The sequence below is a fragment of the Anthropogastromicrobium sp. genome (genome assembly GCF_037349415.1).
Classification (GTDB): domain Bacteria; phylum Bacillota; class Clostridia; order Lachnospirales; family Lachnospiraceae; genus Anthropogastromicrobium; species Anthropogastromicrobium aceti.
This window is the reverse complement of record NZ_JAXWCK010000061.1, coordinates 1-22191: the sequence shown is the minus strand read 5'-3', so window position 1 is coordinate 22191 and position 22191 is coordinate 1. Positions and strand designations below refer to the sequence as shown.

Annotated in this window: 16 protein-coding genes; 5 read left to right on the top strand and 11 right to left on the bottom strand. The window is 40.8% G+C overall.

The annotated features are described in order from the left end of the window. Position 1 precedes the first annotated feature (1 nt). Positions 2 to 1915, bottom strand: a complete 1914-nt coding sequence (locus tag WJP93_RS13605; protein WP_337548771.1) for an ABC transporter substrate-binding protein — start codon at positions 1913 to 1915, stop codon at positions 2 to 4. Between the two features lie 556 nt (positions 1916 to 2471). Between WJP93_RS13605 and WJP93_RS13600 the strand changes: the two genes are divergently transcribed. Beyond that, on the top strand, positions 2472 to 2969 hold the full coding sequence (locus WJP93_RS13600; protein ID WP_337548770.1) for an Lrp/AsnC family transcriptional regulator: 498 nt from the start codon (positions 2472 to 2474) through the stop codon (positions 2967 to 2969). A 59-nt stretch (positions 2970 to 3028) separates the two neighbouring features. On the opposite strand, the gene WJP93_RS13595 is transcribed toward WJP93_RS13600, so the two are convergent. Both WJP93_RS13595 and WJP93_RS13590 read right to left on the bottom strand, forming a co-directional pair. Further along, a complete protein-coding gene (locus WJP93_RS13595) occupies positions 3029 to 4942 on the bottom strand; it encodes an ABC transporter substrate-binding protein (protein ID WP_337548769.1) in 1914 nt (637 codons plus the stop codon). 407 nt (positions 4943 to 5349) lie between these two features. Further along, positions 5350 to 6660 carry an L-serine ammonia-lyase, iron-sulfur-dependent, subunit alpha gene (locus WJP93_RS13590; protein WP_337548768.1) on the bottom strand — a complete coding sequence of 437 codons (1311 nt, stop codon included), beginning with the start codon at positions 6658 to 6660 and terminating at the stop codon, positions 5350 to 5352. Between the two features lie 190 nt (positions 6661 to 6850). Here WJP93_RS13590 and WJP93_RS13585 point away from each other — a divergent pair, with 190 nt between their 5' ends. Continuing rightward, positions 6851 to 8704 carry a glycerophosphodiester phosphodiesterase family protein gene (locus WJP93_RS13585; RefSeq protein WP_337548767.1) on the top strand — a complete coding sequence of 618 codons (1854 nt, stop codon included), beginning with the start codon at positions 6851 to 6853 and terminating at the stop codon, positions 8702 to 8704. A 3-nt stretch (positions 8705 to 8707) separates the two neighbouring features. Here WJP93_RS13585 and murI read toward each other — a convergent pair whose 3' ends face one another. Next, on the bottom strand, positions 8708 to 9502 hold the full coding sequence (murI, locus tag WJP93_RS13580; RefSeq protein WP_066561043.1) for a glutamate racemase: 795 nt from the start codon (positions 9500 to 9502) through the stop codon (positions 8708 to 8710). 341 nt (positions 9503 to 9843) lie between these two features. Between murI and amt the strand changes: the two genes are divergently transcribed. Beyond that, positions 9844 to 11631 carry an ammonium transporter gene (amt, locus tag WJP93_RS13575; RefSeq protein WP_337548766.1) on the top strand — a complete coding sequence of 596 codons (1788 nt, stop codon included), beginning with the start codon at positions 9844 to 9846 and terminating at the stop codon, positions 11629 to 11631. 37 nt (positions 11632 to 11668) lie between these two features. On the opposite strand, the gene WJP93_RS13570 is transcribed toward amt, so the two are convergent. Beyond that, positions 11669 to 12121, bottom strand: a complete 453-nt coding sequence (locus WJP93_RS13570) for a MarR family transcriptional regulator (protein WP_337548765.1) — start codon at positions 12119 to 12121, stop codon at positions 11669 to 11671. 169 nt (positions 12122 to 12290) lie between these two features. On the opposite strand from WJP93_RS13570, the gene iadA reads away from it, so the two are divergent. Both iadA and yfcC read left to right on the top strand, forming a co-directional pair. Beyond that, positions 12291 to 13433, top strand: a complete 1143-nt coding sequence (gene iadA / locus WJP93_RS13565; protein ID WP_337548777.1) for a beta-aspartyl-peptidase — start codon at positions 12291 to 12293, stop codon at positions 13431 to 13433. A 108-nt stretch (positions 13434 to 13541) separates the two neighbouring features. After that, positions 13542 to 15062 (top strand): putative basic amino acid antiporter YfcC, encoded by a 1521-nt coding sequence (yfcC, locus tag WJP93_RS13560; RefSeq protein WP_337548764.1) that lies wholly within the window; start codon positions 13542 to 13544, stop codon positions 15060 to 15062. Positions 15063 to 15178: 116 nt separating this feature from the next. Here the strand turns inward: yfcC and WJP93_RS13555 are convergent, their stop codons facing one another. The 6 genes from WJP93_RS13555 to WJP93_RS13530 form a co-directional block, all read right to left on the bottom strand. After that, positions 15179 to 17011 (bottom strand): alpha-amylase family protein, encoded by a 1833-nt coding sequence (locus WJP93_RS13555; protein WP_337548763.1) that lies wholly within the window; start codon positions 17009 to 17011, stop codon positions 15179 to 15181. A gap of 115 nt (positions 17012 to 17126) precedes the next feature. After that, positions 17127 to 17987 (bottom strand): carbohydrate ABC transporter permease, encoded by an 861-nt coding sequence (locus WJP93_RS13550; RefSeq protein WP_337548762.1) that lies wholly within the window; start codon positions 17985 to 17987, stop codon positions 17127 to 17129. Further along, positions 17987 to 18868: a sugar ABC transporter permease gene (locus WJP93_RS13545; protein WP_066561102.1), complete on the bottom strand. Its 882-nt coding sequence runs from the start codon at positions 18866 to 18868 to the stop codon at positions 17987 to 17989. The genes WJP93_RS13550 and WJP93_RS13545 overlap by 1 nt, the downstream gene beginning before the upstream one ends. Positions 18869 to 19018: 150 nt before the next feature. Next, on the bottom strand, positions 19019 to 20275 hold the full coding sequence (locus WJP93_RS13540; protein ID WP_337548761.1) for an ABC transporter substrate-binding protein: 1257 nt from the start codon (positions 20273 to 20275) through the stop codon (positions 19019 to 19021). Positions 20276 to 20761: 486 nt separating this feature from the next. After that, the gene (locus WJP93_RS13535; protein ID WP_337548760.1) at positions 20762 to 21748 is read right to left on the bottom strand and encodes a LacI family DNA-binding transcriptional regulator; all 987 of its coding nucleotides are present in this window, start codon (positions 21746 to 21748) and stop codon (positions 20762 to 20764) included. 82 nt (positions 21749 to 21830) lie between these two features. Further along, positions 21831 to 22191, bottom strand: a 361-nt coding sequence (locus tag WJP93_RS13530) for a hypothetical protein (RefSeq protein ID WP_337548759.1), incomplete at its 5' end; no start/stop codon positions are given.

The window sequence follows — 22191 nt, the reverse complement described above, 5'->3', positions numbered from 1 at the left end:
ATTATTCAGCCATACCTGCATCCCAGGTTTCCTGGAATCCAGCGTAGTCTTCTGCAGTATAGGCGTCTGTAGAAGTCTCCCAATTCTTATACTTCTGATTCTGAATACCAAACATAGCGTTCTGCTTGTTGTAATCATTTATATGAGTCAGCTCCCAAGCGATATCAAAGTTTGACGGAAGGGTCAGTGCATGCTCAATCAAGAATGCCTCTGCATCTGCATAAGCCTCATATCTTGCATCCAGATCATCTGTGATGGCATTAGCCTTATTTACTAACTCAGTAAACTCATCATACAGTGCTTTCAGATCCTCACTCTCGTTATCTACTGCATGACCATAAGCTACCATGTAATATGCGTTATCGCCGTCATTTGTTTCCTGTCCTAAGTAGTTCTGCGGATCACCATAGTCAGCGCCCCATCCGTTGATAACGAAGGACTGACGTCTTGGATCACGAACTTCCTTAGAAAGGCTGGATACATAAGAATCAATATCAAGAACGATGAAGTCATCACCAAAGGAATCGGAGAATGCCTGCTTTAATACATTTGCACTGTCAAGAGCAGTCTGATTTCCACCAGCTATGAAATATCTTGCATGTACTGGGAAGGTAACGCCTGCTGCTGTTAACTCCTCCATTGCCTGTGCCTTGTACTCTTCAAACTTCTCAGAATCAAGACGAGTCATTGTCTCACCATCATATGCCGGAAGACCTAACTTTTCCTGAACCAAACTGGTGTACTCGGTACCATCAGACAGGTAAACAAGACCCTGCATTGTGTATGCATTGTTGTAGCACTTGTATGGATTAATTGCATTTGTTCTCTTGTAGTAGCTTCCAAGATCAAGACCATAGTACCAGCACTTACGGAATGCTTCGTTTGCAATAGCGGTATTCCAATTTGTATCCTCGGACTGATCGTCGTTATGCTTATCATAGTTAAAGTGGAACTGATAAGAGAACTTTGTTGGACGCTTCTCAACTAACTGATCATGAAGCGGATCAGACTCATTGTTGTAGATAGTGGTCAGGTTAGACTCTGACAGATCTACATGATCAAGCTCACCAGTAGTATACAGCTGATATGCAGTATCAACAGACTCTACCATCTTAACAGTAACAGAATCAAACAGCTTTGCCTCGGTATCCCAGTACAGTGGGTTCTTTGTCAAAGTCTTTGTATTCTGCTGGATGTACTCAGTACAGGTATAAGCACCATTGTACCAGATATTCTCTGGTGTTGCAGCCTTAAAACCATCAATGCCGATCTCATCGATCATTGCCTGAGAAATTGGATACAGACAGTTATAGGTAGCTACAGTATCAAAATATGGCTTCTCACTTACACATGTATACTGTAATGTATAATCATCAATTGCCTTGATGCCAACAGTATCAGCAAACTCTGGGCTTTCAGCTGTCAGTGCAAGACCTGCATCTGCATCAAGCTCACTTGTCATGTTGTAGTAATCCTCTGCACCAACGATCATCTCCATCGGCATGGAAGTGTTAGTTGCATCATTCTTGTGGAAGTTTAATACCCACTCAAGTCCAGTTAAGAAGTCCTGTGCAGTAACTTCACCCTTCTCATTTCCGTTCTGATCAACCCACTTAACACCCTGTCTTAAATGGAATGTCCAAGTAATACCGTTGTCCTCTGTTTCCCAACTCTCTGCGACTGCCGGTACCAGCTTACCATACTCATCTGATTCAAGCAAACCATCATACAAATTGGTCAGTACCTGAAGATCAGTTGCCTGCTGAGAATACAAAATGTTCCAAGTCTCAATCTCTCTTGCCTGAAGCTCGTAATCATACAGATCCTTAATCTCGTCTGCCATTGCCGGCACTGCGGATACTGCTGCCATTGCGACTGCTGTAAGGACAGCTACTGCCTTTCTTGTCTTTCTCATGTGTCATCCTCCTTTTTGATGATATGACTTAGTCTCTTCTTAATTGTCATTTCCCCGTAGATGTCATAATACCTATACGAAGAGCGCCTGCCCTGCAGAAATCAAATTATAAGACGATTTTCATGTGTGTCACTTTAAAGCAATGGAGCATTTTTGCAGAATGTGTCCTCCCTACGAACGACATAAAAAATACTGCCTGTTGCTTACTTGTGTCAGCAAAGAATGATTTGAAAAAAAGATGGTACACTTTTCCATGATCCTAATTGTGCCCATCTACTCTCGTCTAGTCATGTCCTGCTTGAAGCATACCGTTACTATAAACCAAATCAATGCTTCTGTCAATCATTTATCTTGATTTTTTATAAGAAAGACTTACCTTTTTTCACAAAAAATGCCTTTTTTGTTTATTTTATGAGGTTACCCCCATAAAAAAAAGCATTTTTTCTTAAAAAACTTTCGTTTCTTCTGTTTACAATCCAAAAGTTATCTGTTATGATGAATCAATGTTAATAAATATTCTGTTACTGTTATTACACAGCAAAGTGAGGGGTTTGTTATGGATCATATTGATCGCTGCATCGTTGATATTCTGCAGCATAATGCACGTTTACCGGTTAAAGAGATTGCCAGCCGTGTCTCTTTGTCATCACCGGCCGTATGCGCCCGCATCGAGCGTCTTGAAAAATCTGGTGTCTTAGCTGGCTACCAGGCTATGATAAACGTAACTACTATCGGCTATCTTGTAAAAGCGTTCATAAACCTTGAGGTAGAGCCAGACCAAAAACCAGCCTTCTATCCTTACATCGAGTCTTGCACAAATGTAGTTGAATGTAGCTGCGTCACCGGTGATTACTCTATGCTGATTGAAGCCTATTTCCATACCACGCAGGAGCTTGACCAGTTTGTCAATTATCTTCAAAAATTCGGACGCACCCGCACCCAGATTGTATTTTCTACATGTGTGGAGCATCGCGGCATTCCGCTGTCCGAAGACAGCACGCTACAGCCGCCAAACAGCTTAAAAAAGTCTGAAAAAAACGATTCTGATAAATAAAAAAATAGCGAGCCGGATTAATCTTATTATCCGGCTCGCTTATTTTTTATCACTTACTATTATTTAGAAGCATTTTCATTCCATGTCTCTAAAAAAGCAGCATAATCTTCTGCGGTATACGCATCTGTAGAAGTTTCCCAATTCTTATACTTGTTATTCTGAATACCAAACATTGCATTGATCTTAGAATAATCATTAATGCGGGTCAGCTCCCAAGAAATATCAAAATATGCCGGAACAATCAGAGCATGATCAAGCATAAATGCTTCTGCCTCTGCATATGCCTCATATCTTGCATCCATATCATCTGTGATAGTATCTGCCTTATTTACAAGCTCAGTAAACTGGCTGTAAAGATCTTTAAGTTCATCGCTCTCACTGTCTACTGCATGACCAAGCTGTACCATATAGTAAGCGTTGTCACTGTCATCTGTCTCCTGACCTAAATAGTTCTGCGGATCACCATAGTCAGCACCCCATCCAGCAATAGCAAAGGATTGACGCTTAAGGTTGTAAACCTCCTTAGAAACACTGGATACGTAAGAATCAATATCAAGAACGATAAAATCATCGCCAAAGGAATCAGAGAAAGCCTGCTTTAATACATTTGCACTGTCAAGAGCAGTCTGGTTTCCACTGGCTACGAAATATCTTGCATGTATTGGGAAAGTAACACCCTCAGCAGTCAGCTCTTCAATTGCCTGAGCCTTGTACTCCTCAAACTTAGCTGAATCAAGACGTGTCATCGTCTCGCCATCATATGACGGCAGACCTAACTTTTCCTGAACCAGCTCGGTATACTCTGTACCATCAGAAGTATAGATCAGACCCTGCATTGTGTAGGAGTTGTTGTAACACTTATATGGATTGATAGCGTTTGTTCTCTTATACCAGCTACCCAGATCAAGACCATAGTACCAGCACTTACGGAATGCTTCATTTGCAATTGCAGTATTCCAGTTTGTATCCTCTGTCTGATCATCATTAAGCTTGTCATAATTAAAATGGAACTGATTAGACTTCTTGGTCGGACGCTTTTCTACCAACTGATCATGATACGGATCAGACTCGTTGTTATAGATTGTCATCAAATTTGACTCTGACAGATCCACGCGATCAAGCTCACCAGTAGTATACAGCTGATATGCAGTATCAACAGACTCTACCATCTTAATAGTAACAGAATCAAACAGCTTTGCATCAGTATCCCAGTACAGTGGATTCTTTGTCAAGGTCTTTGTATTCTGCTGGATGTACTCTGTACATGTGTAGCAGCCGTTATACCAGATATTCTCAGGTGTTGCAGCCTTAAAGCCATCTACACCAATCTCATCAAGCATACCCTGTGAAATCGGATACAGACAGTTATAGGCAGCTACAGTATCAAAGTATGGCTTCTCACTTAAACAGGTATACTGTAAGGTGTAATCATCGACTGCCTTAATACCAACAGTATCAGCAAACTCCGGACTCTCAGCAGTCAGTGCAAGTGCTGCATCTGCATCCATCTCATTTGTCATGTTGTAGTAGTCCTCTGCACCAGCGATCATCTCCATCGGCATAGAAGTATTTGCTGCATCATTCTTATGGAAGTTTAATACCCACTCCAGTGAAGTTAAGAAATCCTGTGCAGTAACCTCACCCTTCTCATTTCCATTCTGATCAACCCACTTTACACCTTTTCTTAAATGGAACGTCCAGGTAAGACCATTATCCTCAGTCTCCCAACTCTCTGCGATTGCCGGTGTCAGCTTTCCATACTCATCTGCCTCTACAAGACCGTCATACAGATTAGTCAGTACATTCATATCAGTTGACTGCTGAGACTGTAAAATGTTCCAAGTCTCAATTTCTCTTGTCTGAAGCTCATAATCATACAGATCCTTGATCTCGTCTGCCATTACCGGCGCTGCTGATACGGCAGCCATTGCAACTGCTGTAAGGACAGCTGCTGCTTTTCTCGTCTTTCTCATACTTCTTTTCTCCTTTTGATGATATGACTTAGCCACTCTTCTTAATGTCATTTCCTATTGATGCCAAAATACCTTTATGAAGAGTGCTCATGCTGCAGGTATAAAAGCATTCTATGTCGTTAGCACTTTAAATCAGCATAGTGTTCTCTTAAAAAAAATTTTCTCACCGCAAAACCACATGAAGTGAGGTACCTGTTTGCCGCATACTGCTACTATAAACCTATTATGCTCATTCGTCAATCTCAAAATTTAATATATTTTGTAACTATTCAGAGCCATGCAAAATTGCTTTCTGTGAATGCTTGCATTCAGACAGAATAGCAATTTTATATGGCGAGGTAACCACATGAGCAAAATAGAAGCATCGAAGATGCGATTTTGCGAATGGGGTTCTGAATAGTTACTATTTAATCGCAGTGTGTCATGATCTTTATAATTTCTTCGTCTGTACCATTCATTCCTTCCGCACCAATTCGACAGATATTACGAATAGTATTCTCAACACCCTTACTTACAATTCCATCCTCACCATAGAACTGCTGGCCATGGCGATACATTTCATATCCTAAAATTCCAGCATCCACAGAAGATGCAATCTTTGCTGCACATGATGGCTTTGCACCATCACAGATAATACCAGATGTAATTGCAATAGAATTTACAAGTGTGTGAGCCACCTCATCGATGCCGCCGCCAAGCAAAAATGCAATTGCACATCCTGCTGCACATCCGGCACTTACTGCTCCGCAAAATGCAGACAATGGTCCAATTCCTGTCTTGATGTGAATTGCAATAAGATTTGATACTAAAAGTGCACGAAGCAGCTCTTCATCACTCTTATGATATTCCTTTGCGTAAATAATAACAGGAACTGATACGGTAATTCCCTGGTTTCCGCTTCCAGAATTGATTACAACAGGAAGCTCGCAGCCGCTCATACGTGCATCGGAGCCTGCTGCTGCATATGCTCTTGCTTTTGTACGCACATCTTCACCATATGTATCAAGCAGAACGCTTCCCACATTTGCACCCCAGTTTTCTTTTACACCAGCCTGTGCAATATTATAGTTATACTCAATCTGTCTGTTTAACAAATCACTTACTGTGCTTAGATCTGCAGTCTTCGCATACTCTACAATTCCCTCAATGCTAAGGCGGCTTCTGTCAGCACGCTGCTCTGCTGCAGCTGCCTGATTTGCTGCCAGTTTCTGTGCGCACTCACAGTCATCCTGCTCATTTAGCATAACCTCGCCATTATGCGCAATATACACAATATCCGTATGATGCTTTGATACACGCACAACTGCACTATTTTCCTCGGCCTTTACTGTTACGCGAATATCAAGCTTATCACCATCCTCCATTGCCTTTACGCTAAATGGAACATTCTTTAAATACTCAGCGATTTCCTTTTGTTCTTCTGGTGTTACCTTTGCGATAACCTCAAGACATGCTTTTGAATCTCCTGCCACGATTCCAGCTGCAGCTGCCGCCGGGATTCCCTTCATGCCGCCTGTATTCGGTACGATAACACTCTTTACATTCTTGATAATATTGCCGCTTGCCTCAATGATAACTTCTGTAGGCATCTGACCTAATACTTCTCTTGCCTTTGCGGCACAGTATGCCAGCGCAATCGGCTCTGTACAGCCAAACGCTGGTGTCAGTTCTTCGCGCAAAATCTGCTCATATGTCTTGTGATCTTCTCTTGTAAGCATTACAATTTTCTCCGTTTTTCTATATGATCCGTGCCTCGCACTATTATTCATGATATCAATTATCGCGTTTTTTGTAAAGGTTTTGCCAAATTTTCTCTCATTGATTTTTCGTTTTTTGTAATTTTACATCGCATTTTGCGAAAAACTATGTTATCATAGAATATATCTCTTACAGACAGGACTGACAGCTATGGAACAACACACTAAAAAGCACGCACGACACTCTTTTTATCATTTAAAAAATGCCTTGGGCGGCTTAAAAATTGCTATGCGCGGTGCCTTTTTAAATATAAAAAGTATGCTCGCGCTTCAAATTATTTACTCTATATTTTACACCTTGATTGAATACTCACTCTTTCAGCTTCTTTTAAGTATTGCATTAAAAATCGACGGCTACAGTTTTTTAAATTCCGCCAATATCGGACGCTTTCTGATCACACCTCCGGCAATCGCAATGCTTCTGATTTTATTTTTGACTGCATGTATGCTGACTTATCTTAATGCATGCATTCTTCTTGGCGGCTTTCAGGCTTCTTTGGCAAAACAGAAGCTTCGCATGAAGGATATTTTTCTACATGGCTGCGCAAAAGGCTTTCAAAGATTTCACTTTAAACAGCTGTATGTCGCTCTGCCTTTATTTGCCTACCAGATTTTAATCAACCTATTCTTTTTCTATGAAATCTGTTTTCGCATAAATCCTTACAGCACCTTTTTGCCGATGCTTTTTTCAAAACTTATTTACTGCATTCCGATCATCACTTTTCTTATATTTATTGGAATTTTTGCAGTTCGTGAGTTTTTCTGTGCCTGCTACTGGTATCTTGGCGATTTCGGCCTGAAAAATGCAAAAAAAGCAAGTGTTCCTCTCGTTAAGAAAAATCTTCGTGCTGTACTAAGCGACATAGTTCTTTTAAATCTGCTCGTCGTTGTCCTTTGGTTTATTCTTCGTTTGCTGTGTCAGATTATAATTGTTGTCGTCGTCAATTTTTTTGCACCAGCCGACTTAAAGGTTGCAATGGTTCTTAGTTTTAACAATACGCTTTCCATCGCACTCATCTGGTTTGTCACCTGCATAGGTGTTTTCTTAAATGCAGCAATGATGACACATCTGTTTTACCGTTTTTCCGGCAATGATGTTATTTTGGAATTTCATCTTAGCTATGCTCCAGACACACCGCTTCGCCGTATCTTTCGTGCCTGTGGTCTTGTGGCTGCCGGTGTTGGTGTTTTTTGCTTTTTATACTATGGTATCTATAACGGTGCCCTTCTTGCTGAGCGTCCGCTAAGCCCTGTTCAGATTTACTGTCACAGAGGACTTTCTTCAGAAGCACCTGAAAACTCACTTGAAGCCATTGATCTTGCAATCTCCTCCCTCTCTGACGGTGTTGAGATTGACGTTCAGGAAACAAAAGACGGTGTGGTTATAGTTTGTCACGATTCTTCACTTAAACGTATCGCTGGAAAAAAGATCAACATTGCAGATGTTACCTATGAAGAATTAAAGCAATATGATATCAGCTATTATTTTTCAAAAGACCATGAATTTATCTATATACCTACACTAGAAGAAGTCATGTCTCTTGTAAAAGGACGCGCACACCTTTTAATTGAATTAAAAAGAAATTCTGCCAGTGCAGATCTTGCTGCGAAAGTTGTAGGCTTAATTGAACAATATGAAATGGAATATCAGTGTTCCATCCAGTCAGCTGACTATGCGTATCTTCGTCAGGTAAATGAGTTAAATCCTGATCTTACGCTCGGCTATATTCTTACTACAGCTATCGGCAACTATTATAAAAATGACATGATTGACTTTTTCTGTGTGCGTTCTATGTTTGTAAATAATACAACTGTTGCAAAAGCCCATGCACAAGGCAAGGCTGTCTATGCCTGGACCATCAACACAAGAGCAGAGGCAGAGCGCATGAAAAACGCCCAGGTGGATGTCATTATCACAGACTATCCAGCCAAGGCGCGTGAAGTAATTTACCGCGATGAGAGATCCTCATACAGTATTATAAAATTGCTAAGACTAATGCTCTGATACTTATAATTTCACTCTGCTGTCAATATGCGCTGCCTTTCGATACAGCGCTTCATAATATGCTTCTTTTTCGGGTGCACTGCTCTCAAAGCAGATGTGCCCTTTTTCTTGATCTGTACAGAGATTTTTCGCAGCCAGCAGACATTTTGCCTGTCTGGCAGTTCCCTCTCCTCCATCGTAAATGCGAACTGATTCACCAACAACCTTTCCAATCGCAGCCTTTACAAGCGGAAAATGTGTACAGCCAAGAACTACTGCTTTAACACCTTCCTGTAAACAAGGTTTTAATACATCCTTTAAATATCCTTCCAGCTCAGGACCTTCTAAAATTCCTTTCTCCACATATTCCACTAAATCCGGACACGGAACTGGAATAATTGTCGCCAAGTTCTCATAACGCTTCACAAGCTGTTTAAATTTTTCTTCATGAAGTGTCAGCGGAGTTGCCATAACAGCCACCTTTTCTCCTCGGTGATTTTGGGCTGCCGGCTTTACGGCAGGCTCTATTCCTACAAGCGGCAAATCTGGATACATGCCGCGCATGATTTTGCATGCTGCACTTGTCGCCGTATTGCAGGCAATAATAATTTCCTTTACACCGCGCTCTAAAAGATGCTCAGCACAGGCATATGTAAGCTGGCGCACTTCTTCAAGCGGCTTTACGCCGTAAGGTGCATTTAGTGAGTCCCCATAATAAATAAAATCTTCCTCTGGCATCAGTCGTACTAGCTCCTTTAATACACTAAGTCCGCCTGCACCAGAATCAAATACGCCGATTGGCTGTCTTTTCTTTTCCATATCTACACACTTCAATCCTTTTCCATGTCAGCATTTCTTTTTTTGCAGCTATTTAAAGCTATGCGAATTTGCATGCTGTGAATAACTGCCATTTTTGTATTTATGCTTACAGTATACCGCGAAAATCCCATCATGTATAGAAGATTTTCACAATGTCAATTTTTTATAAAATTTCTGATTGACAAATCGCACTTCGACTTCTATAATCATTTTCAAGCAAAGGCGCTGACACATTCGTATGGAAGTCAGCGCCTTTTCTCATATCCGCAGCACAAAGCCGTGCACGCCGAAGGATCCCGGTGTGCGCGGCTTTGTACTGTTAAAAAAGGAGGAAATGTCCTATGGAAGAAATTTTAAGTATGGTTCAAAGTGAAGTCTTTGGTGTCTGGTTTTTAATTGGAGCTGCACTCGTATTCTGGATGCAGGCTGGTTTTGCAATGGTTGAGGCTGGTTTTACCAGAGCAAAAAATACAGGAAATATCCTGATGAAGAATCTGATGGATTTTTGTATTGGTACTGTTATGTTTATCCTGATCGGTTTTGGTCTGTTTCTAGGAGAAGATCTTGTTGGTCTTATCGGAAAGCCGGGGTTTGACATTTTTACAGATTATGCAAATTTTGACTGGTCCAATTTCGTATTTAACCTTGTGTTCTGTGCAACTACTGCTACCATCGTATCTGGTGCTATGGCTGAAAGAACAAGATTCCTTTCCTACTGTGTCTACTCAGCAGTAATCTCTGCTGTGATCTACCCGATTGAGGCACACTGGACATGGGGCGGCGGCTGGCTTGCACAGATCGGCTTCCATGATTTTGCCGGTTCAAACTGTATTCACATGGTTGGTGGTATCTGTGCACTTATTGGTGCAGCAATATTAGGACCTCGTATTGGAAAGTTTGTAAAGGATTCAAACGGCAAAATCACAAAGGTAAATGCCTTCCCTGGTCACAATCTTCCACTTGGCTGTCTTGGTGTTTTCATTCTTTGGCTTGGCTGGTATGGATTTAATGGTGCCGCAGCAACTAGCGTTGAGGAGCTTGGATCCATTTTCGTTACTACAACAATTGCACCATCTATCGCAACTGTAGTCTGTATGATCTTTACATGGGTAAAGTACGGAAAGCCTGATGTTTCCATGTGTCTGAATGCTTCTTTAGCTGGCCTTGTTGCTGTAACTGCCGGCTGTGACGTTGTAGATGCATTTGGTTCTATCGTGATAGGTGCTGTTTCTGGTTTGCTTGTTGTATTTGGTGTATGGTTCTGTGATAATAAGATTCACGTTGATGATCCAGTTGGTGCCGTAGCTGTTCATATGATGAATGGTATCTGGGGTACAATTGCAGTTGGACTTTTTGCCACAAAGAGTGCTCCGGCCTTTGCAAGAGGATATGGTGATGGCGTTACATATGGTGCAAACCAGATCGCTGGAGCTGGTCTTTTCTATGGCGGCGGCTTCTCACAGCTTGGCTTACAGCTTCTTGGTATGCTTTGTACCGCAGCTTTCACTGCTGTTACTATCACGATTACATTCCTCGTTATCAAAGCAATCTTTGGTCTTCGTGTTTCCGAGGAAGAAGAAATCATTGGTCTTGATGCAACTGAGCATGGTCTTCCATCTGCTTATGCTGGATTCTCAATCATGGATATCGACAACACAATGACAATGGAGCAAAATGCAAATACAAACCTTGGTGTCGAAGAATATGACCGCGCTTCTGCTGCACAGAAGGCTGCCGCTGTTAAGGTCGTTAAAGCTCCAGATGTTTCACCAAGCGGCATCTATAAGGTTGTCATCATTGCAAAGCTCTCTCGTTATGATAAGCTTAGAAAGGCTATGAATGACATAGGTGTAACTGGAATGACCGTTACTCAGGTAATGGGCTGCGGCATTCAGAAGGGTGCCGGCGAAAAGTACCGTGGTGTTGAGCTTGATGCTACTCTTCTTCCAAAAGTTAAGGTTGAAGTAGTTGTCAGCAGCATCCCAGTTGATACAGTAATCGCAGCTGCAAAGAAGACACTCTACACCGGTCATATCGGTGACGGCAAGATCTTCGTATACAACGTAGACCGCGTTGTAAAGGTTCGTACCGGCGAAGAAAATTTTGCAGCATTACAGGATGTTGAGTAATTTATATCTTCCTTAAAAAAACAAAGTGCCCGCAGTCTTATTTTTCTGCAGGCACTTTTTTATTTGCAGCTTTTATGCACTCTTCCGCATTATTACATATCTTTTTAAAGATCTGCTTACACAATGCAATTTCATCGTCTGTAAGCCCATTAAACATATCTTTTGCAAACTGCTTTTGTACGCGTATGCCATCTTTTATTATATCATCTGCTGAATCCAAAATATAAATTTCAACACGTTTTTTATTGTCTTTATCTATCCTTCTTTCAATCAGCCCTTTTCCCTCAAGCACCTTAAGTGACATAGATACGTGAGATTTTGTTGACTTTCTGTATCTGACAATATCTGCTGCCGTGTTATGCTGTGGATTATTATATAGAAACATCAGTATATCATACTCCATCTGCCTAAGCTGATATTTTTCACATACGGATGACTTCAGAATCTCATAATAACGTGTAATTCCTCTATGCTCATCACAAAAATACATGTATGCCCTCCTTCTGTAGTTCTATTTTGAACGATTATAGTGTTTTTTTCTCTTCTTGTCAATAAAAACATAACCACTTTTTCATTTGCTCATCCTGTTTTGTGTGGTATACTATTGGTAGCGAATTTGATCGCCAAAATAATTTTAGAAAGGTATTTATAATAATATGATCAAACTAATTCAAAATATTGACGTTTATGCACCAGATCATCTTGGAAAAAAGGATGTACTTATCATTCACGATAAAATTGTAAAAATTGCAGATGCAGGCAGTCTGTCAATTCCTTCATATTTTCCAGAGTCTGAGCAAATTGATGGAACAAATCTGATCCTCACACCTGGTTTTATTGACTGTCATGTTCATGTACTCGGAGGAGGCGGCGAGGGCGGTTTTGCCAATCGTACACCAGAGGCTACCATGGAAGGGCTCACCAAATTCGGTGTGACAACTGTTGTTGGCTGTCTTGGCACTGATGGAATAGGACGTGATATGTGTGCACTCGTCGCCAAAACAAAAGGACTAAACGAGCAGGGAATATCTGCTTACTGCTACACTGGAAGTTATCAGGTTCCTGTTCGCACGCTGACAGACAGCATCCCAAAGGATATTATGATGATTCAGGAAATCATTGGAACAGGAGAAATCGCCATTTCAGACCATCGTTCCTCCCAGCCAACCTTTGAAGAATTTACCCGTGTTGCAGCCGATACAAGACTCGGCGGAGTACTTTCTGGAAAAGCTGGAATCATTAACGTTCATCTCGGTGATGGCTCACGAGGCATGGAGTTAATCAACCGTGTAATTGATGAGACAGAAATTCCTGCATCACAGTTTCTTCCTACTCACGTAAACCGAAACGAGGCACTTTTTTGCCAAGCCATCGAATATGCATTAAAGGGCGGTGCCGTTGACTTTACAGGAAACGAAGATATCGACTACTGGGAGACTATCTGCGATGAGGTGCGCGTATGCAAAGGAATCAAGCGTATGCTAAATGCAGGTGTCAATCCAAACCGTATCACAATCTCCTCCGATGGACAGGGAAGCCTGCCAATCTACAATAAAAAAGGTGAATTTCAGGGAATGGGAGTCGGTCAGTCCAGCTGCCTGTTAAAAGAAGTAAAAGAATGCGTCTCCATGGAAAACATTCCACTAGAAATCGCACTCTCCACAATCACCTCCAACCCTGCCGACATTCTTCATTTAAATAAGAAAGGAAGAGTTCAGGAAGGATATGATGCTGATCTTTGTATCTTAGACAAGAACTTGCAGCTTATCAAAGTCATTGCAAGAGGAAAGTCAGTCTATTAAATTCTTTTTTGATTTTTTCTTATTTTTTAGTTTCTTTATTTCATTTGATATGATACACTATCCCTTGCAAATCTTATTTATACATACCAAATGAAGGGAGACTCAACTATGAGCCACAAAAAAGGAGAAGGTTTAAAATCTTTTAACAAGGGCTTTACCGTACCAGACACTTACATCATTATCTTTTTTGTAGTTGTTCTGGCTGCAATTTTAACGTTCCTTGTTCCAAAGGGCTACTACGAAACACAGGACGTTTCGTACATGATTAATGGTGTAGAAAAAACACGTACCGTCATCAAAGACGGAAGCTTTCAGTATTTAAGAGATGATGCTGGAAAGGTCGTAACAGAAGGTGTCTCATTATTCAGTGGTGACGGCGGAACCGGTTTCTTTAACTACATGTACAACGGAATCGTCAACAGCTCCGCGATGGATATCATAGCATTCCTGTTAGTTGTCGGCGGCGCATTTGGAATCATGATCAAAACCGGTGCACTCGAATCCGGCCTAATTGGATTAATTCGAAAGGCAAAGGGAGCCGAAAAGCTGTTAATTCCTGTGCTGTTTGTACTGTTTTCATTAGGCGGTGCTGTCTTTGGAATGGGCGAGGAAGCACTTCCATTTACGATGATTCTCTGTCCGCTGTTTGTTGCCGTAGGATACGACACCGTAATTGCAGTACTTGTCACCTATGTTGCTACACAGATCGGCTTCGGTTCCTCATGGATGAATCCCTTCTCTGTCGGTGTTGCTCAGGGAATTGCTGGAATCGACGTATTCTCTGGCGCCGGTTTTCGTATGGTTATGTGGGTTGTCTTCACCGCACTTGGCTGTGGAATGACAATGTTCTACGCATCCAAGGTAAAGAAAATACCTACTATCTCTATTGCCTACGAAAGCGATCAGTATTTCCGTGATCAAAACGAAAAAACAGGACTTGACGATGGACACGATTTTGGCATCGGCCACATCTTAGTACTTCTGACACTTGCTGCTACTGTCATCTGGGTTATCTGGGGTGTTATGGTAAAGGGCTACTATATGGCAGAAATCGCTACTCAGTTTTTCATCATGGGAATCGTTTCTGGTGTTATCGGCGTTGTTTTCCACTTAAATAATATGAAGCTAAATGACATTGCATCTTCATTTAAAGATGGCGCAAAGGATCTTATAGGTGCAGCACTTGTTGTCGCAATGGCACAAGGTATCATGCAGGTTCTTGGCGGCTCCGCCCCGACCACACCAACCGTTATCAACACAGTCATGTACGGAATTTCTCAGGCACTCTCAGGACTTTCCGGTGCATTTGCTGCTGTACTTATGTATCTTTTCCAGTCCGTATTTAACTTCTTTGTCGTATCAGGTTCTGGACAAGCTGCAATCACCATGCCGATCATGGCACCACTTGCTGATCTTCTTGGTGTTTCCCGTCAGACCTCTGTTCTTGCATTCCAGCTTGGTGATGCATTCACCAACCTGATCGTTCCAACTTCTGGATGTTTGATCGGTTCTCTGGCAATTGCAAAAATTGAGTGGTCCAACTGGATTAAATTCATGTGGAAATTCCTCGGTATTTTGATGATTGGTGCAATCATAACTATTCTGATTGCCGTTGGAATTGGTTTCTAAAACAATCAAAAAAGCGTATCCGCCAGTTTATTCTGGAAGGTACGCTTTTTCTTATCTGATTTTGATTTTACTTATCTTTTTTCAGAATCATTATATACAATTGTACTCTTTTGTTCTTATCGAACCTTCTTCAGCCACATATAGCCATATGCTGGAATATTGACTCCAGCTGCCTCCATTAATGTTCCAGTTAAAAGATCACAGTACAGACCGTCTCTCTCATTGATCCAAGCTGTCTTATCAAATTCACTAAAGTTAAATAAGCCATATATCTTATCGCCATCATAATAACGTCCGATACAAAGAATGCTCTTATCCCATGTTTCAACAGTCCATGTATCCGCATTGCTCATAAATGCCTTCTCAGATTTACGAAGCTTCTCAAGCTGATTAAGCTTTGAAGAAATCTGACCTGGAATAGTCGCTTGATCACTGCTCTTTGCTGCCTCTTCCCAATTCATTGCACCACGGTGAACATAACGTGAATCTGGTGCCTTATCAGGATCATCCCTATAAGCATAATCATTTAACTGACCAATTTCATCTCCACTATAAAGCACAGGGATTCCAGACTGCATAAACATATATGCATGAAGCATTACATCCATTCGAATGGCCTTCTCAAGTGCCTCTTTATCGTGCTGATAGCTTGCCTTTTCAATACCGCACATTGAAGCAGTTGTTCCACAAAATCTTGCATCACCAGTCACCGGATCCTCATTATAGAGAACACCGCGGCTGTTGCTGTAACCGGCATAGCCTCTAAAATAATCATTCAAATACTGCTTATGCGCACGCTCCTGAATGCCTTCCTGCTGCAAAGTTGCAAAATCAAGTCCCCAGCCAATATCATCATGGCAGCGCAGATAATTTAAGAAAACATAGTCCTTTGGAAGACGATTTACAATATCAAGCTGCTTCTTTAACAGACTGACATCTCTTGTTGCTACAGTATGCCATGTGGTAGCCATTGTTGTTACATTATACAGCATATGACACTCTGGCTTTTCTACAGTTCCAAAGTATGGAACAACCTTTTCCGGCTCCATTACTACCTCACCCAAAAGCAAAATGCCAGGGCAGACAAGTTCTCCGATCAGTCTCATCATACGTACAATTGTATGTACCTGCGGCAGATTTCGGCATGTCGTATGGAGTTCCTTCCATATATATGGCACTGCATCAATTCGAATGATATCAATTCCCTTATTTGCCAGATAGAGGAAATTATACATCATTTCATTGAATACTCTTGGATTTTTGTAATTGAGATCCCACTGATAAGGATAAAATGTCGTCATTACATAGTGACCAATTTCTGGAAGCCATGTAAAGTTGCCAGGTGCAGTCGTCGGGAATACCTGCGGAACTGTCTTTTCATATTCAGATGGAATAACCGCATTATCAAAAAAGAAATAGCGGCTCATATATTCTCCATCTCCCTGACGTGCCTTCTTTGCCCATTCATGATCCTCTGAAGTGTGGTTCATAACAAAATCCATGCACACACTGATTCCCTTCTCATGGCAGGCATTAGTCAAATTCTCAAGGTCTTCCATGGAACCTAAATTTTCCTGAACCTTTCTAAAATCAGCTACTGCATAGCCTCCATCTGAGCGTCCTTTTGGTGTATCAAGAAATGGCATCAAATGAATATAATTAACATTATTCTTTTCCAGATAATCCAGCTTTCCCTGTACACCCTTCATGTTGCCAGCAAAATTGTCAATATAAAACATCATGCCAAGCATATCATTTTTTTTGTACCAATTAGGATCAGCTTCACGCTTTTTATCAAGCGTCTTTAACTTCTCACTTCTCTCCTTATAAAATGCGTACAAATGCTCGCACAGCTCTGCAAACATTGCATCATTTCCATATAATTGCATATAAAGATCATGAAGCTCATCCTTCTTTTGCTCAAAGCGTTCCTTATATATTGTTTCCATATTATCTGTTAAAGTTTGAGCACCTGCGCTCTCACTTATCTCCTTTTCTCATCGTTAAAAAGAAATGGGGTCCAAAACAAACTGTATTTTGGACCCCTTATAAATAAACACTAAATTATCCCTTTACTGCACCGGAGGTAACGCCCTCAACAATGTAGCGCTGCAAGAACAGATATAAAATCAAAATCGGCAGCATTGCTAACAGCAGAGCAGCCATTACCAGGCCCATATCCGTAGAGTAAGTTCCATAAAACGCCTGTGTTGCAATTGGAAGTGTATAAAGCTCCTTACGACCAAGTACAAGGCTCGGAAGAAGATAATCGTTCCAGAATGCCATTGCATCAATAATTGCTACAGTTGCAATCGTTGGCTTTAACAGTGGAAATACGATTTTCCAGTATGTCTGCCAGTTGCTGCAGCCATCCAAAAATGCCGCTTCCTCAAGTTCTAACGGAATATTCGTATGAATTGCTCCATGGAACATGAATGTTGCCATTGAAAGTGAAAATCCGATATGCATAAGGATTAAGGTCACACGGCTATTTAAAACTCCAAAGATACCACCATATAATGATACTAACGGAATCATCAAAACCTGGAATGGAATTACCATAGATGCAATCATTAATGTAAACAGAAGCTTACATGCCTTCCAATTGTTTCTTACAATTACAAATGCGGTCATTGCAGATAAAAGTATAGTTCCAATTGTTGCTGAAATTGTGATGATCAGTGAGTTGGTAAAAGATGTTGTAAAATTCATCTTCTTCATCGCATCAGAGAAGTTTGTTACAATAAATCCATGAGAACCAACTAGTGCCATTGGGTCAGACATAATGTCACCCTTTGTCTTAAATGCATTAATAATAACGAGAATAAACGGAAAGATAAACATCAGAAACAGGAGGATTAAAACAACCATTATAATGGCATGGCTAATTTTCTTTTTCTGTGCCGCTTTTTTATTTTCTTCCATTATGCTGCCACCTCCCCTTTCTTACCAATATAAACCTGTGTCACACCTACAATTGCGCAGACGATAAACAGTACAAGTGCCTCAGCCTGTCCAAGACCATAATTCTTATAAGTAAATGCCTGATTGTATACATGCATTGCTGCCATTACAGAAGAATTGAATGGCTCACCCTTTGTCAAAGACAGGTTTACATCATATACCATGAAGCATCTGGTAATTGTAAGGAACAAGCACTGTACAAATGAAGCTCTCATAAGTGGGATAATAATATTAACTGTTGCCTGAAAACTAGTACATCCATCAATCTGAGCAGCTTCCTTTAAGCTCTTCGGTACACTCATAAATCCGGCAACATAAATTAACATCATGTAACCGGCATACTGCCATACAGAAACAATAATCAAACATGCCATTGCACCACTCGGTGTTGCCAGCCAAGAATTTGAAAGCGCACCAATAGAAACTGCCTTTCCAATTGATACAAATGCTCTGTTAAAAACAAACTTCCATACATAACCAAGAACAATACCACCGATCAGGTTTGGAATAAAGAAGCCCGCACGGAAGAAGTTCTGTCCTTTAATACCACTAGTCAGCAAATATGCCAGGAAAAATGCAACCACATTTACCAGAACAACGGAAATAACAGAATATATAACTGTTCTTCCAAGTGCCTGCCAGTAGGCAATATCTTTAAACGTTGCAATATAATTTGCAAAACCGACAAACTGCTTATCCTTTGAAATACCATCCCAGCTTGTAAAGGTCAAATATAAACCGTAGATAAACGGAATAATTACTACTGCAGCAAACAGTACAGTGGAGATACCAGCGAACATTATGTACTGCTTTACTTTATATTTTGTCGTGTTTCTATCCATGATCACGATCCCCTTCCCTGTATTCGTTTTATCATCAAGAAAATTATGAGACTGTCCGCTGCCTGTCATCGGCGGACAGCCTCTATAGGGGTAATGTCTTCCTTCCTATTATATTATAAGGAAGCATCATCTATCAAATGTTTGATATTATCAGTGCTCTACAACGTCTGCTGACTTCCAGTAATCCTCAATCTCAGTTGCAAACTCTGCACGATCCATCTGTCCTGCAAGATACTTCTGGAAGATTGCACCACACAGAGAGATGTGATCATCCGGCATGTAGTTGTAGTTATCAATCATAGCACCCTCGTCTGCATACTTCTTAACAGACTGTCCAAGCGGATCTGCTACTTCATTCTCATTATTGGTGAATGCAGGAACAAGTGCACAGTCTTCTGTGATGAACTTCTGACCTTCTTCAGAATCTGCAAGCCACTCTAAGAAATCTAATGCTGCCTGACGCTGCTCATCTGTTGTAGCATCAGAAGAATCAATCATAAAATACTTAGAACCGCCGCCTACAAGCTTCTCGTTAGTGCCGTCATCTGTGTTCTGCGGAATTGGCATCATACCCATGTTCTCAGTGTAATCATATGCGTTGATTACGGACCAATCCCAGTTACCACCGTACATAAAGGCGATTTCTCCCTCAGCTAACATCATCTCGGTTACTTCACGCTCAGCTGCGATTGCAGAATCCTTTGCGTAGTTGTTCTCCATCATTACATCAAAGAAATCCATCAGAGAATTGAATTTCTCATTATTAATCAGATCTGCTTCACCCTCATGAAGCTTTGTAATAAACTCCTCTACATCCGGCTGCTCCTCTGATACCTGTGACAGGAAGTGACCTCCTAAAGACCAATCCTCCTTCATGATACCAGTAGGCGTCTCCATACCGCCTTCCTTTAACTGCTCAATCAGTTCCTTAAAGGAATCAAGTGTCTTGTAATCGTCTGGATTAAATGTTTCACCAGTAATTGCTTCGATCGCATCTGCATTGTAAATCAGTCCACGAGCCTCAACACACATAGGGAAACCATTGATCTGATCATCAATTCCGATTGCATAGTTAGTATTCTTTACCCACTCCTGATCGCTCATATCAATTGCATGATCTTTTGCCAGTGAGTAGACATCCTTTGCATCTACCATTGCTAATGTATATGGATCTCCAGATGAATACTTGGTAGCCAGATGAGCTGCTACTGTATCATTTGAGTAGTAAACCTCAATATTGATTCCATTATCCTCAGCATACTTTTCTGCCATCTCTTCAAACTGGCTCTGAATCTCCATCTTGGAATTGAAAATGGTAATGCTTACCTTATCATCTGCCATTGCAGGAACTGCTGTTGCTGCCATTGCTGCCGCAAGTGTAATTGCGAGTGTTGCTTTTCTTCTCATTTTTTATTCCTCCTATTTTGTGCCCCTATCTCGTATGTGGGCATTTCTTTGTTTGTGTCTTCATTCTAGCACTGCACTTTTAACATGTCAAGCGGTTATCATAGTTTTTCTTTTATTAAAATATATTTTGTTAAAATTATACGATTATGCCTCTTTTGTTTTGTGTATTATGTCAATTATGTTTTTTTTGAATTTTATTTAATGTTCAATGAAATAAGTTAATTACGCTATTTTTTCAAAAAACTTTTTAAATTGTTTATCGCAACCGCTTGCGATATTCTTTCTTGTGACGACTTGTGTACATATCTAATATTCACAAAAAAAGAGTTATGCATGCAAGTACTCTACTCACTATGTAATAACTCTTTTTCGATATGTTTGTATAAAATTGCTATATTAGATTATATTGGTAAGAAACAGCTCGCTCGCGCCTATCATGCGCAAAACAGCCCCTTAGGGCTTAATCACTGCTTCGCAGCTGTTAACTCAAGTCGTTCCGCGCTCAACAAGCGTTACCGGAAATACCGTTCTTGAAGGCACCACCTTGCCAGCATCTATCATCGCAATGTCCGAAATTGCCTGCTCTGCCATCTGCTCTACCGGCTGATGAATTGTTGTCAGACCAGGTGTCGTAAATTGAGCAATATTAACATCATCAAATCCCACAATTTTCATATTCTGAGGAACACTAATCGACAAGTCGCGGCAAGCCTGAAGCACATATGCACCGATAATATCAGAGCTTGCAAATACTCCATCTACATCTGGATTTTTTTCAAGCTTTTTTCTCACAAAGCTATAGTACTCCAGCGTATCAAATTGTTCTTTATCTGTCACCATCACCATATGCTCTACATGATACTTCTCGCATGTATCTTTAAAGCCCACTTCTCTATAATCGCCTGGCATAGCAATACTATCACCGGCACTTCTTCCGCCAATATACATAAGTTTTTTGCAACCCTTTTCAATTAATAGCTCCGTTGCAAGTACACCACCCTGATAGTTGTCACATTCAATACCTGATGTTGCCTGATCAATGGATCTCTCTAATGTAATTAATGGGAAATCAAGTCCTGTAAATTTTTCTGTGCCAAAGCAGCCGCTGCACAACACTACTCCTGCCACTCTTGCGCTTTTGCACATTTCAATGCATTCTTCCTCGCGTTCTTCTTTATTTTTAGAAACAAATACAGTTGTGCGATATCCACGCTTAGAAGCCTCTTTTTCCAGCCGACCCAGAACCTTTGCAAAATAAGGATGCTCAATCTGCGGTAAAATAATTCCTATTGTATTATTCTTCTGCTTTGAAAGTGAACGTGCCATTTCATTTGGCTGGTAATTCAACTCTTTCATTACCTGATACACTTTCTCTCTTGTTTTATCACTTATATAGCCTCTATTATTCAAAACTCTGGAAACAGTTCCTACTGTCAGTCCGGAAGCCTTCGCCACATCCTTTAGCGTCGCCATACTTCTCTCCTTCCTTCTTTTTCTTAGCTGTTTCGAAAAAATATTTTATCTTATCACTCATGTGAGTATAAAGCATTTACTTTTATTTTTCAAGTCTATTTTTCTTCGACAGATCCATTGGGGATAACTCTGGGGATAACTTGGGGATAACTTTATTTAATACTGCATATTTTGCAGTGGGTACTGCGTATTTTGCATGTGGTACTGCGTATTTTGCAGTGGGTACTGCGTATTTTGCATGTGGTACTGCACGCTTTGCAGTGGGTAACACCTTTTTGGGGATAACTCTGGGGATAACTTGGGGATAACTTTGTTTGGTACTGCATATTTTGCAGTGGGTACTGCATATTTTGTAGGGGGTACTGCACACTTTGCATGGGGTAACACATTTTTGGGGATAACTCTGGGGATAACTTGGGGATAACTTTGTTTGGTACTGCATA

Excerpts from the sequence above, each read along its gene's own strand:
- WJP93_RS13585 (WP_337548767.1), top strand. The coding sequence starts at position 6,851 with ATGGAACAACACACTAAAAAGCACGCACGACACTCTTTTTATCATTTA.
- WJP93_RS13570 (WP_337548765.1), bottom strand. The coding sequence starts at position 12,121 with ATGTATTTTTGTGATGAGCATAGAGGAATTACACGTTATTATGAGATT.
- WJP93_RS13595 (WP_337548769.1), bottom strand. The coding sequence starts at position 4,942 with ATGAGAAAGACGAGAAAAGCAGCAGCTGTCCTTACAGCAGTTGCAATG.
- WJP93_RS13540 (WP_337548761.1), bottom strand. The coding sequence starts at position 20,275 with ATGAGAAGAAAAGCAACACTCGCAATTACACTTGCGGCAGCAATGGCA.
- murI (WP_066561043.1), bottom strand. The coding sequence starts at position 9,502 with ATGGAAAAGAAAAGACAGCCAATCGGCGTATTTGATTCTGGTGCAGGC.
- WJP93_RS13590 (WP_337548768.1), bottom strand. The coding sequence starts at position 6,660 with ATGCTTACAAGAGAAGATCACAAGACATATGAGCAGATTTTGCGCGAA.
- WJP93_RS13550 (WP_337548762.1), bottom strand. The coding sequence starts at position 17,987 with ATGGAAGAAAATAAAAAAGCGGCACAGAAAAAGAAAATTAGCCATGCC.
- WJP93_RS13535 (WP_337548760.1), bottom strand. The coding sequence starts at position 21,748 with ATGGCGACGCTAAAGGATGTGGCGAAGGCTTCCGGACTGACAGTAGGA.
- amt (WP_337548766.1), top strand. The coding sequence starts at position 9,844 with ATGGAAGAAATTTTAAGTATGGTTCAAAGTGAAGTCTTTGGTGTCTGG.
- WJP93_RS13600 (WP_337548770.1), top strand. The coding sequence starts at position 2,472 with ATGGATCATATTGATCGCTGCATCGTTGATATTCTGCAGCATAATGCA.
- WJP93_RS13545 (WP_066561102.1), bottom strand. The coding sequence starts at position 18,868 with ATGGATAGAAACACGACAAAATATAAAGTAAAGCAGTACATAATGTTC.
- yfcC (WP_337548764.1), top strand. The coding sequence starts at position 13,542 with ATGAGCCACAAAAAAGGAGAAGGTTTAAAATCTTTTAACAAGGGCTTT.
- WJP93_RS13555 (WP_337548763.1), bottom strand. The coding sequence starts at position 17,011 with ATGGAAACAATATATAAGGAACGCTTTGAGCAAAAGAAGGATGAGCTT.
- WJP93_RS13605 (WP_337548771.1), bottom strand. The coding sequence starts at position 1,915 with ATGAGAAAGACAAGAAAGGCAGTAGCTGTCCTTACAGCAGTCGCAATG.